The 11,097-nt window shown below is 47.3% G+C and carries 13 protein-coding genes; 8 read left to right on the plus strand and 5 right to left on the minus strand.

Going from position 1 to position 11,097, the window contains the following annotated elements:
- Positions 1 to 2 precede the first annotated feature (2 nt).
- Positions 3 to 1,298, plus strand: a complete 1,296-nt coding sequence (locus D7D25_RS08655) for a phenylacetate--CoA ligase family protein (RefSeq protein ID WP_122968562.1) — start codon at positions 3 to 5, stop codon at positions 1,296 to 1,298.
- Here D7D25_RS08655 and D7D25_RS08660 read toward each other — a convergent pair.
- Positions 1,276 to 1,803 carry a gamma carbonic anhydrase family protein gene (locus D7D25_RS08660; protein ID WP_122968563.1) on the minus strand — a complete coding sequence of 176 codons (528 nt, stop codon included), beginning with the start codon at positions 1,801 to 1,803 and terminating at the stop codon, positions 1,276 to 1,278. The two genes, D7D25_RS08655 and D7D25_RS08660, sit on opposite strands and share 23 nt — an antisense overlap.
- A 202-nt stretch (positions 1,804 to 2,005) precedes the next feature.
- The gene (locus D7D25_RS08665; RefSeq protein ID WP_122968564.1) at positions 2,006 to 3,796 is read right to left on the minus strand and encodes an aminopeptidase P family protein; all 1,791 of its coding nucleotides are present in this window, start codon (positions 3,794 to 3,796) and stop codon (positions 2,006 to 2,008) included.
- Positions 3,797 to 4,022: 226 nt separating this feature from the next.
- On the opposite strand from D7D25_RS08665, the gene folB reads away from it, so the two are divergent.
- The 4 genes from folB (at position 4,023) to def (ending at position 6,442) form a co-directional block, all read left to right on the plus strand.
- Complete coding sequence (folB, locus tag D7D25_RS08670) at positions 4,023 to 4,376, plus strand: dihydroneopterin aldolase (RefSeq protein ID WP_122968565.1); 354 nt, start codon at positions 4,023 to 4,025, stop codon at positions 4,374 to 4,376.
- Positions 4,377 to 4,583: 207 nt separating this feature from the next.
- Entirely contained in the window at positions 4,584 to 5,417 is an 834-nt protein-coding gene (gene lptB / locus D7D25_RS08675; RefSeq protein WP_255417239.1) for an LPS export ABC transporter ATP-binding protein, read from the plus strand.
- A 7-nt stretch (positions 5,418 to 5,424) separates the two neighbouring features.
- A complete protein-coding gene (gene ruvX, locus D7D25_RS08680) occupies positions 5,425 to 5,859 on the plus strand; it encodes a Holliday junction resolvase RuvX (RefSeq protein ID WP_122968566.1) in 435 nt (144 codons plus the stop codon).
- Positions 5,860 to 5,881: 22 nt separating this feature from the next.
- Positions 5,882 to 6,442, plus strand: coding sequence for a peptide deformylase (def, locus tag D7D25_RS08685; RefSeq protein ID WP_122968567.1), 561 nt, complete (start codon positions 5,882 to 5,884; stop codon positions 6,440 to 6,442).
- A 29-nt stretch (positions 6,443 to 6,471) separates the two neighbouring features.
- Here def and pgl read toward each other — a convergent pair whose 3' ends face one another.
- Together pgl and zwf are read right to left on the minus strand one after the other, a co-directional pair.
- Positions 6,472 to 7,209 carry a 6-phosphogluconolactonase gene (gene pgl, locus D7D25_RS08690; protein WP_122968580.1) on the minus strand — a complete coding sequence of 246 codons (738 nt, stop codon included), beginning with the start codon at positions 7,207 to 7,209 and terminating at the stop codon, positions 6,472 to 6,474.
- A 90-nt stretch (positions 7,210 to 7,299) separates the two neighbouring features.
- A complete protein-coding gene (zwf, locus tag D7D25_RS08695; protein WP_122968568.1) occupies positions 7,300 to 8,829 on the minus strand; it encodes a glucose-6-phosphate dehydrogenase in 1,530 nt (509 codons plus the stop codon).
- Positions 8,830 to 9,112: 283 nt separating this feature from the next.
- Here zwf and rpsF point away from each other — a divergent pair, with 283 nt between their 5' ends.
- The 3 genes from rpsF to rplI are packed head-to-tail and all read left to right on the plus strand — an operon-like array spanning position 9,113 to position 10,277.
- Positions 9,113 to 9,547: a 30S ribosomal protein S6 gene (gene rpsF / locus D7D25_RS08700; RefSeq protein WP_122968569.1), complete on the plus strand. Its 435-nt coding sequence runs from the start codon at positions 9,113 to 9,115 to the stop codon at positions 9,545 to 9,547.
- A 3-nt stretch (positions 9,548 to 9,550) separates the two neighbouring features.
- Entirely contained in the window at positions 9,551 to 9,817 is a 267-nt protein-coding gene (gene rpsR / locus D7D25_RS08705) for a 30S ribosomal protein S18 (RefSeq protein WP_019538742.1), read from the plus strand.
- A 16-nt stretch (positions 9,818 to 9,833) separates the two neighbouring features.
- A complete protein-coding gene (gene rplI / locus D7D25_RS08710; protein ID WP_122968570.1) occupies positions 9,834 to 10,277 on the plus strand; it encodes a 50S ribosomal protein L9 in 444 nt (147 codons plus the stop codon).
- Positions 10,278 to 10,595: 318 nt separating this feature from the next.
- On the opposite strand, the gene D7D25_RS17995 is transcribed toward rplI, so the two are convergent.
- On the minus strand, positions 10,596 to 11,097 hold a 502-nt coding region (locus D7D25_RS17995; RefSeq protein WP_158602581.1), incomplete at its 5' end, for a hypothetical protein.

The following is an 11,097-nucleotide window of genomic DNA, read 5'->3' on the forward strand; positions in this document are numbered from 1 at the left end:
AAATGAAACATCACACGCATATTCAGTTTGAAACAGAAGATGCCATCAAGAAATTTCAAGAAAAATTACTGGTGGAAAATGTCGAATACCTGGCAGCACGTTCACCATTCTATCAAAAGATGTTTACCGAAAACAATATCGATTTTCGGAAAATTCAAAGGCTGGAGGATTTGCGTTTGTTGCCCACTACTGATAAGGCAGATCTGCAAAAATACAACCAGGATTTTATCTGTGTGGAGCGATCGGAAATAATCGATTACGTCACTACATCCGGCACATTGGGTGAACCGGTAATGTTTGCGCTGACCAATAACGACCTCGACCGGCTGGCTTATAATGAGTATCTCTCATTTTCCACTGCTGGTTGTTCGGCTGACGATGTGATGCAACTTATGACCACACTCGATCGCCGGTTTATGGCCGGATTGGCCTATTATATGGGTGCGCGTCTCCTCGGCGCGGGAATTATACGGGTAGGTAACGGAATTCCCCAATTGCAATGGGATAGCATTCGTAGTGTGAAGCCCACATTTTGCATGGTAGTGCCTTCATTTCTTCTGAAACTTATCGACTACGCCGAGCAGAATGGCATTGATTACAATGCGAGTTCACTAAAGAAAGCCATTTGTATCGGCGAAAACCTCCGGAATCCTGATTTTACGCTGAATACACTGGGACAACGCATCCATGAAAAGTGGCATGTGCCTATGCTTTTGAGTACCTATGCCTCAACCGAAATGCAGGCATCGTTTACCGAATGTGAGCACCAGAACGGAGGACATCTGCAACCCGAACTGATTATAACCGAATTTCTGGATGATGCCGGAAATCCTGTCCCGGAAGGTGAACCCGGAGAAGTCACTATTACTACGCTGGGTGTTACGGGCATGCCACTTCTGCGATTTCGGACGGGAGACATTTGCTGTCATTACACTTCACCTTGTACATGCGGCAGAAACAGCATCCGGTTGAGTGCCATTGTGGGTCGGAAAGGACAACTTATCAAATTCAAAGGCACTTCGCTCTATCCGCCGGCGCTTTACGATGTGCTCGACAATATACCACAAGTAAAGGATTATATTATAGATGTCTATACCAACGATCTGGGTACTGATGAGATCGTGGTGCGGGTGGGTTGCGAACACCCTTCGGAAAAATTTGAAAAGGAACTGAAAGATCTCTTCCGCTCCCGTGTGCGGGTAGCACCCACTATCCAGTTTGCTTCTCCCGAGTATATTGCCAAAATTAAGTATCCCGAAACGAGCCGGAAGCCCATCAAGTTCGTGGATCTGAGGTGAACCAACTCGCGTACATTAAATAGTTGGCGGCTATTTTTTGGTTCATCTCCTTGGATTGCTCCGGATCGACCTTCTTGACGAATTTGGCCGGGACACCCGCATAGATGCTGCCGGGCTCCACTTGCGTGCCGCTGAGCACTACGGAGCCGGCGGCGATGATGGCCCCTTCGCCTATCACAGCATGATCGAGGACGATAGCACCCATGCCAATGAGCGCACCGTCTTTCACTTCAGCACCGTGGATGACCGCATTATGACCGATGGACACATCATTCCCGATGATGGATACCGATTTCTGGTATAAGGTATGAATGACCGTACCGTCCTGTACATTCACCCGGTCTCCGATGCGGATGGAGTTCACATCACCGCGCAACACGGTGTTGAACCAAATGCTGCAATCACGGCCGATGATCACATCTCCGATGATAGTGGCGTTTTCCGCCATATAAGTGTTTTCACCGATTTCAGGTGTGAAACCGCGAACTGATTTTATAAGGGGCATTGTTTCTTAATGTGACTAATGTGACTAATGTGACTAATGTGCCAATGAGACTAATGAGACTAATGTGCCAATGTGAATAATGTGGCAATGTGAATAATTTGCCAATATGCCATAGGAATAATGCGAATAATAATTTAATTTCCAGATTTGCATATGAAATAAATTGGCACATTCCCTAGTCTCGGCCCTGGAGTCTTGTTTCTTATATCGCTTTTGTTTTACGTTTCAACCACGCTCTCTCCTCTTCGTTCAGGTACCTTTTGAGTTTTTTGAATACCATTTTATGATAGTTGTTGAGCCATTTGATCTCGTTTCCGGTGAGCAGCTTCTTTGCGATGGGCCTGGTGTCGATGGGACAAAGTGTGATGGTCTCAAAATTGTAGAAAGTGCCGAACTCTTTGGTCTTTTTGTACTCTTGTGTCACAATCAGGTTCTCGATGCGGATACCGTATTGATTGGCGCGGTATACCCCCGGTTCGTTGGAGGTGACCATTCCCGGCATGAGCGGGGTTGGGTTTTCTTCCAGACGGATGCTTTGCGGCCCTTCGTGGACGTTGAGGAAATGGCCGATGCCGTGTCCGGTCCCGTGCCAGTAAGTGAGTTCGTTCTCCCACAGCGCTTTCCTGGCAAGTATGTCGAGTTGCGACCCGCGTGTCCCTTCGGGAAAGATAGCTGTGGCAAGGGCAATATGTCCCTTCAGCACCAAGGTATAATCTTTTTTCATCTGCCGGCTCAACTTGCCCACTGCCACCGTGCGGGTGATATCGGTCGTCCCGTCTTTGTACTGTGCGCCGGAGTCGATCAGGAGCAATCCTTCGGGTTGCACCTGCAGGCAGCTCCCGGGAGAGGCGTGATAATGAATAACGGCTCCATTCCCGGCATATCCGGCGATAGTTCCGAAACTCTCCCCCACAAAGAGATCCTGCTGTGAACGATACTCGTACAGCTTTTCCTCCACGGTCACCTCAGTCACTTCTCCCGCCGGAACCGCTCTTTCCAGCCACATATAGAATTTCACGAGGGCCACGCCGTCTTTGATCATGGCGTTCCTGAACCCTTTCAACTCTGTTTCGTTTTTCACGCTTTTCATCAGGTCCACCGGCGACGGCACCTCTACGATCCTGCATGAAACCGGAATAGTTTGTAGCAACTTGTAATTGATTTTATTGCCGGTGATACATACAGAGCTGTTTTCGGGCAGTCCGGCCACATATTCGAATATATCATTGTAATCGGTGATCTTGATCCCCTGTTTTTTGTAAGTTTCACTTACTTCTTCGGATAACTTCTCCGGATCGATAAACAATACTGTTTCTTTCCCCGACACGTAGGCATAGGCCACAGCTACCGGGTTGTAATCCACATCGTTCCCGCGTAAGTTGAAAGTCCATGCCACCGCATCGAGGGTTACCATGATCAACCCATCCGCATCTACTTTTTTCAATTCGGCATTGACGCGTTTAATTTTGCTGGTGACCGATTCCCCGGCTACTGTGTCCGGCAAAGTGAAAACCGCATTCTTCGGGATTTCCGGCCGGTCGTTCCATATTGCAGCAAAAGGATCAAGAGAGGTTTCCAACCGGATACCTTTCGCGTCGAGTTTTGTTTTTAACGCTTTTGCCTCGGAAGCCGCGTAGACCAACCCGTCGATGCCTACCGTTCCGCCTTTACCGGCCTGTTCGATAATCCAGTCAGTCATATCGGGTGTGCCGGATTGTCCCATTTTAAACAACTCGAAACCCGTGTCTTTCAATTCGTCGGCAGCCTGCAGGAAATAACGCGAGTCGGTCCATACACCTGCTTTCTTTTTGCTTACCACAGCCGTCCCGGCCGAACCGGTGAAGCCGCTGATCCATTTCCTGGATTCCCAATGTTTAGGTGGGTATTCACTCAGATGGGCATCGGTGCTGGGAACGATGAATACATCCAGTTGTTTCTCCTCCATAAATTGTCTTATGGCTGAAAGTCTTTGGGGGATTTCGTTTGTCTTCATTATCGCGGATTTTTCGTATTTTTATAGAATAGGAGATGCGCCTCGGTCAAATTCAAACAAGTTTTTTTGTCGCTCGGCTTTCACTATATTTGTAAAGTGTAAGATGGGCCTCGGGCAAGCTTCAGCAAGCTTGGCTTGCCTCCCGGCTTTCATTATATTTGCATTTAGATCAACAAAAATAATGAAATGTTCTTACATTTGAACTATTAAAAACGAGAATAAATCAATGAAGACTTCCATCGAATTAAAAAATATGCATTTTTTTGCCTACCACGGTGTGTTGGAACACGAGACAATTCATGGCAACAATTTTTCCGTGACATTACGGTTTTCAGCCGATTTGTCGGAGGCCTGTCTCAGCGATGATGTGGCCGATACAGTCAATTACGCGCAAGTGTATGATCTGGTAAAAGAGGAAATGGCAAAACCTTCCAGATTGATTGAAAACGCGGCATACCGTATTTTACGGAGAGTGAAGGAGGCATTTCCTCAGATCGAACGGATTGAAGTGGAGTTGGCAAAAATGAATCCCCCCATAGCCGGCCGGATGGATCATTCGGCCATCACCATTTCGGAATAAAAGTAAACACTTTCATTCAAGTTTCGCATGCAAGTTCGAAATGTATGTGACTGAAAAGGACGTCTTTAGATGTTTCGTGGTGTTCCCATGGCTCGAAATGAGCGTTCAAAAGAGTAGTTGTCCTTCCGCTCTCTCTTCACGGAAAAGTTCAATCAAGCTTGTCTTTTCTGCCAGCTTTCACTATATTTGCGGAAATATTTCGAGTAAATGGACCAAACGAGAGATGACATAGTCCCCGGCGTCGACACCGGAGAGCTGGAAACAACGGCGAGGCACGGCCAGCAGCAGGAAGAGTCGCTGACGTTGCGTACCGAGAATCTGGTGAAGAAATACGGTAAACGCACGGTGGTGAATCATGTCTCCATCGACGTGAAGCAAGGGGAGATCGTCGGGTTGCTAGGCCCTAACGGGGCAGGTAAGACTACCACTTTCTATATGACGGTGGGGTTGATTGTGCCCAACGAGGGTGAAATATTTATCGGTGAGCGGAATATCACCCGCTTCCCGGTTTATAAACGCGCGCAGAACGGGATTGGTTATCTGGCGCAGGAGGCATCCATCTTCCGCAAAATGACGGTGGAGGATAACATCAAATCGGTGTTGGAATTTACCGATAAATCAGCCCGGGAGCAAAAGGAAAAGCTGGAGAGCCTCATCAGTGAGTTCGGACTGGGAAAAGTGAGAAAGAACACGGGTGACCGTCTCTCGGGTGGTGAACGCCGTCGTGCCGAGATTGCCCGTTGTCTGGCCATTGATCCGAAGTTTATCATGCTCGATGAACCGTTTGCCGGTATCGATCCTATTGCTGTGCAGGATATTCAGTCGATTGTGGCCCAGTTGAAATACCGGAATATCGGTATTTTAATTACTGACCATAATGTGGATGAGACGTTGAGTATCACCGACCGCGCTTACCTGCTTTTTGAGGGGAAAGTGCTGTTTCAGGGGACTGCCGAGGAGTTGGCGGCCAATCCGGTGGTAAGGGAGAAGTATTTGGGCCGTGACTTCGAGTTGCGCAAGCGTATGTTTGACATCCGTTGAATTGGTGATGGGGCGGCTTCTCTCTATCGATTACGGGAAAAAACGTGCCGGCTTGGCGGTAAGTGATCCCTTGCAAATCATTGCCAACGGGTTGACCACTGTGGAGACATCCAAAATTTTCGATTTCCTGGATGAATATCTTCAGAAGGAGGAGGTGTCGTGCATCGTGGTGGGGTTACCCAAGCAGATGAACAATGAACCTTCGGAAAACATGAAAAGGGTGGAACCTTTTGTGAACCGATTAAGAAAATTATATCCGCGAATTTCCGTTGAATATTGGGATGAGCGGTTTTCATCCAAAATGGCCGAGCAGGCGATGAGGGATGCCGGACTGAAAAAGAAAGAGCGTCAGAATAAAGAGTTGGTTGATGAGATCAGTGCCGCCATTATCCTGCAGGGATATATGGAGAGCAGGAGAATGAGAAATGATTGGATGATGTGATAATTTTGTTGATTAGTTAATTATGACTCTACCTATATATATTTACGGACATCCGGTTTTACGGAAAATGGCACAGGATATCGATCCGGAGAATTATCCCCATTTGCAAGCATTGATCGACAATATGTTCGAGACCATGTACGGGGCTGACGGGGTTGGGCTCGCCGGCCCGCAGGTGGGACTGGAGGACCGTATCTTTGTGGTGGATCTTTCCCCGCTTGCCGACGAGGAACATCCCGAATTCAAAGATTTCAAAAAAGCATTTATCAACGCTCACATTATTGAACGGGGAGGGGAGTTAGTCTCCGCCGAAGAAGGATGTTTGAGCATTCCCGGTATTCACGAGAAAGTACCCCGTGAGGATGAGATCCGTATTCAGTATGTGGATGAAAATCTGCAACCGCGTGATGAGACCTACTCCGGCTATATGGCACGTGTGATCCAGCATGAGTATGACCATATAGAAGGAATATTGTTTGTCGACAAGATTTCGCCGCTTCGTAAACGAATGGTCAAAGGGAAACTTGCCAATATGGAGAAAGGGAAAGTCGCCTGCGCATATAGGATCAGGACAGTGAGGTGATTCTGTGCGCTTTGCTTTTGTAAATGGCCTTAATGCTCAGTCCGGAACACTTTGCCTAATGATTTGCTTGCCCCATCATCCAGGAACCAGTAAAGGTTTCCCGGATCCGGTTGCACCAATGCTGCGGGATATTTTTTCCCGGCCTGGTCGGGCTGCTCCATGATCTCTTTCACTTTGTCCGCCTTGTTTTCTCCGGTTACCAGAAAAAAAACGTTCTTTGCCGCATTGATTACTTTTCCGGAAAGGCTTATTCGTTTCTGTCCGCTCAGGGGATGGGTGGCAGTGACACAATTCTCGGGACTGTTCCAAAGTGCGAGCTGATGAGGGAAAATGGAAGCGGTATGTCCGTCGTCTCCCATTCCCAGCATCAATATGTCGAAAGAAGGCACGCCATTCGTCGTTTCTAACTCCCCGGTGAGTAGTTTGCCATACCTTGCGGCTTCCGCTCCGGGATCATTTTCTCCATGGATGCGGAAAATATTTTCGCGGGGTACCGGCACGAGATCGAACAGGTGCTCTTTGGTCATTTTGTAGTTGCTTTCGTCGTCGGATGGGGGAACGCAGCGCTCATCACCCCAGAAAAACATGACTTTCCCCCAGTCCATTTCACCCTTTGGCAGTTGTGCCCAGTGGTCGAACAGCGATTTAGGGGTGGAACCGCCCGACAGGGCAACCGTCACTCTCTCCTTTTCTGATATGATCTCCTTTATCCGCTCGGTAAAAGTCTGGTTCATATCGTCTTTTGTTTTAAAAATCTGTATGTGCATCCTTTTTTTCAATTACGGGTTTTCAATTATCCATTGCCAATGACGAATTGTCGGCAGCCAATGGTGGGATTCCAGATTATAAATGATAAATCACAACTCACAATAGATTCCGTCTTCCGCCAGGTTTTTGCACGGGTAGCGCCATGTGTTCTCCTTCCCCTCGATAAGGTCGTCGGCCACGTCCGGTCCCCAGGATCCGGCGGGATAACCGTGGAGGGGCGCATCCTTGTCGTTCTCCCAGTAATCGAGAATGGGCTGTACGAATTTCCATGTCACTTCGGCGGCGGCACCCTGCATGAAAAGCATATTGTCGCCCGCCATACAGTCGAGTATCAACCGTTCATAGGCACTGGGTATATAGTGGTCGTTCAGCTCCGAATAATGAAAATCCATATTGACTGATTTCACTTCATAGCCGCTTCCCGGCACTTTCATGCCGGTCTTCAGCAGGATGCCTTCATCGGGTTGGATACGCAGGATAAGTTGGTTGTCGGAATGGGCTGTCCCCCCGGCCGCTTTGAACAACCTTTGGGGCGATGGCCTGAAATGGATGACCACTTCCGACACCTGTGTGGGAAGTCGTTTTCCTGTACGGATATAAAAGGGTACGCCTTCCCATCGCCAATTGTCGATATATATCTTCATCGCGGCATAAGTCTCCGTGCGCGAATCAGGTTTTACATTGTTTTCTTCGCGATATCCCTTGTAATGATTTCCCCGTATGGTCGCTTCGGTGTATTGCCCGCGGATCACATTCTTTTTCAGGTCGGTCTTACTCAGGGGGCGCAGGGAGCGGAATACCTTCATTTTCTCATAGCGAATCTCCTCAGGCGTTATTTTGTTCGGAGGCTCCATGGCTACCAGCGACAACACCTGGAGCAAATGGTTCTGGATCATGTCGCGCAGCGCGCCTGATCCATCATAATAACCACCGCGGTTTTCCACTCCCACACTCTCGGCAGCCGTGATTTCGATGTGCTGAATATAATTACGGTTCCATAGCGGTTCATAGATGCCATTCGCGAAACGGGTCACCAGCATGTTTTGTACCGTTTCTTTGCCCAGATAATGGTCGATACGGTAAATCTGGTCTTCCTGGAAAAAATCCAGCAATTGCCCGTTCAACTCGACAGCCGACGGAAGGTCGTGTCCGAAAGGTTTCTCAATGATGATCCTCCGGAAACCTTTTTGCTGCAAGGTGAGCCCCTGCCCGTATAGAAATTTGGGAATGATGGGGTAGAGGTAGGGCGGGGTGGAGAGGTAAAAGATATAGTTATGCCCGAGGTTGAATTTTGTGTTCAGCTCGCTCAGTTTCTTTTTCACATATATGTATTCTTCTCCCTTTTCGGTATCGATACTCAGGTAAAAGACGGAAGAGAGGAAACTGTCGATCTTTTTTTCTTCCGCTTCCCTATGGTGGGCAAATTGCCGGATGCCTTCTTTCATCTTCTTGCGGAACTGCTTGTGCGTGAATTCAGTCCGGCTCACCCCGAGGATAGCATATCCCTCCGGTAGTGAGTCGTTCATAAACAGGTCGAACACGGCAGGGATCAGTTTCCGGTATGTAAGATCGCCCGACGCGCCGAAAATCACAAGCGCCTGGTTGATTGTTTTCTTCATTTTTTGAGTGGATTTACTTTATCAAGATAACAAATGTAGGTCTAAAAAGTTGAATTGTCGGCTACATATCTAAAGAGGGATGTTTCTGTCCCGAGGCTGCGAAAGATAGCGGTTTAACGGATACAAGGCTGGATCGTCCCTTTGCTGAATGCTATTTCTGAGACCATGAAAGACATTCTGTCAGGATGAAAATAATCATTATTGTCGTTTTGCGAATTGGATAATTTATTGTATCTTTGCCGCTCGAAATTTTTTCAATTAACGAATTAATAACTAAATTAGTATGAACAATTACGAAACCGTTTTCATTTTGACTCCCGTTTTGTCTGATGCCCAGATGAAGGAAGCGGTTGAAAAATTCAAAACCCTCCTCACGGATCAAGGGGCCGAGATTGTAAACGAAGAAGACTGGGGTTTGCGTAAATTAGCGTATCCCATAGACAAGAAGACGACAGGGTTTTATACCTTCCTGGAGTTCAAAGCCGCTCCGTCGGTGATCGACAAACTCGAGGTGAATTTCCGTCGTGACGAACGTGTGATCCGTTTCTTGACTGTGAAACAGGATAAATTCGCGCTGGAATATGCCGAAAAGAGAAGAAATAACAGAGGTGGCAAAAGACAGGAGGCGCGTGCCGCCGGTGAAGGCCCAAAGACCGTAAAGAAAGAAAGAACGGAAGCTGTTGAGGCGGAAGTGGAACTTAACGAAAAGGAGGATTAAGCAATGGCCAAACAGACAGAAATCAGATATCTGACCCCGCTATCGGTGGATGTGAAGAAGAAAAAATATTGCCGTTTCAAAAAGAACGGTATCAAGTACATCGACTATAAAGATCCCGAATTCCTGAAAAAGTTTCTCAACGAACAGGGAAAGATCTTACCGAGAAGGATTACCGGTACGTCATTGAAGTTTCAACGCCGGATCGCGCAAGCAGTGAAGAGGGCTCGTCATATAGCTTTGCTTCCATACGTGGCCGATTTGATGAAATAAATAAGGAGGAAGAGAAATGGAAGTAATTTTAAAAGAAGATATACAGAGTTTAGGCTACAAAGACGATGTAGTGAACGTGAGAAAAGGGTATGCGCGTAATTTCCTTATCCCCCAGGGTAAGGCGGTGATTGCCACCGAATCTGCAAAGAAGGTGCTGGCGGAGAACCAAAAGCAGCGTGCGCACAAACTGGCTCAGATAAAGGCAGACGCGCAAGCGCTTGCCGACAAACTGGAAGGAGTCACACTGACTATTGGCGCGAAGACCAGCTCTACCGGAACAATTTTCGGTTCGGTTACCAATATCCAGGTTGCCGATGCGCTGAAAGAAAAAGGTTTTGACGTAGACCGTAAGCTGATCGTGATCAAAGACCAAGTGAAGGAAGTGGGAAGTTACAATGCTGTGGTAAGACTTCACAAAGAAGTATCAGTGGATATCCCGTTTGAAGTGGTCGCTGAATAAGATTTCACACCATATAATATATGAAGAGGGGCTGAATGATGACGATTCAGTCTCTTTTTTTTAGTTCGCCCGGCAATGTCCAAACAGGTTTGGCATTGCGCTCGCTTAACCGCAAAATTCATATTTACAGGCCCGAACCGGGGCAGGTGCTCATGGCCCGGTGTGGCTGCGGCGCAAGCGGTAATACTGCCATCCAAATAAAAATAAGTTGGTTTGAGGAGCTACCCCGCCGCCGCGGGATAGCTGTCGGTTTCATTTATCGCGGTTTAAAACCGCTGTTGTTTTGGGCGCAAGTTTCTGACTTGCGCCTATCAGGAGTTATTTTACGAAATTATTCGTGCTGTCCGGTTTGGGACTGAATTGCTTAAAATGATATACCTCGTCTTCTTCGCTCCTTTTCGAACCATCGGGGCGGTAAGAGACCGTGATATGGAACGTGGTGTCGTTTAAGATTTTGCCTTCCCTTATATACACCTTGGGTTGCCCCGGAGAATTGGGATACCATCTTTCAAATAATAATTTATTCCCGTTAATAATAAACACTCCCCACCGATGTTTATATTTTCTCACAACACTTAACCATTCATTGGTTTTGAAGTCATTTTCCAATCTTGTTATTTCGGTTTCGTTTACTGCGCCTCCGTACAGGATAATTCCATTTTCATATAACAGATATGTACTGTAATAAACTTCGTTTTCACCCGGATAGTACTTGTAGTAATAATATCCGTCAATCCTTAACCCATTACCGGTATAGGGCTGTTTGGGCAAAGTTAACTCTTCACTGCCAAAAAGCAATTTACTGCATGCGCAACTTATA

Origin of the sequence: Proteiniphilum sp. X52 (assembly GCF_003712195.1) — a bacterium.
Taxonomy (GTDB): domain Bacteria; phylum Bacteroidota; class Bacteroidia; order Bacteroidales; family Dysgonomonadaceae; genus Proteiniphilum.

What these genes read in the sequence shown, in the direction of transcription:
- D7D25_RS08655 (WP_122968562.1), top strand. Translation starts at nt 3, where the DNA reads ATGAAACATCACACGCATATTCAGTTTGAAACAGAAGATGCCATCAAG.
- D7D25_RS08660 (WP_122968563.1), bottom strand. Translation starts at nt 1,803, where the DNA reads ATGCCCCTTATAAAATCAGTTCGCGGTTTCACACCTGAAATCGGTGAA.
- D7D25_RS08665 (WP_122968564.1), bottom strand. Translation starts at nt 3,796, where the DNA reads ATGAAGACAAACGAAATCCCCCAAAGACTTTCAGCCATAAGACAATTT.
- folB (WP_122968565.1), top strand. Translation starts at nt 4,023, where the DNA reads ATGAAGACTTCCATCGAATTAAAAAATATGCATTTTTTTGCCTACCAC.
- lptB (WP_255417239.1), top strand. Translation starts at nt 4,584, where the DNA reads ATGGACCAAACGAGAGATGACATAGTCCCCGGCGTCGACACCGGAGAG.
- ruvX (WP_122968566.1), top strand. Translation starts at nt 5,425, where the DNA reads ATGGGGCGGCTTCTCTCTATCGATTACGGGAAAAAACGTGCCGGCTTG.
- def (WP_122968567.1), top strand. Translation starts at nt 5,882, where the DNA reads ATGACTCTACCTATATATATTTACGGACATCCGGTTTTACGGAAAATG.
- pgl (WP_122968580.1), bottom strand. Translation starts at nt 7,209, where the DNA reads ATGCACATACAGATTTTTAAAACAAAAGACGATATGAACCAGACTTTT.
- zwf (WP_122968568.1), bottom strand. Translation starts at nt 8,829, where the DNA reads ATGAAGAAAACAATCAACCAGGCGCTTGTGATTTTCGGCGCGTCGGGC.
- rpsF (WP_122968569.1), top strand. Translation starts at nt 9,113, where the DNA reads ATGAACAATTACGAAACCGTTTTCATTTTGACTCCCGTTTTGTCTGAT.
- rpsR (WP_019538742.1), top strand. Translation starts at nt 9,551, where the DNA reads ATGGCCAAACAGACAGAAATCAGATATCTGACCCCGCTATCGGTGGAT.
- rplI (WP_122968570.1), top strand. Translation starts at nt 9,834, where the DNA reads ATGGAAGTAATTTTAAAAGAAGATATACAGAGTTTAGGCTACAAAGAC.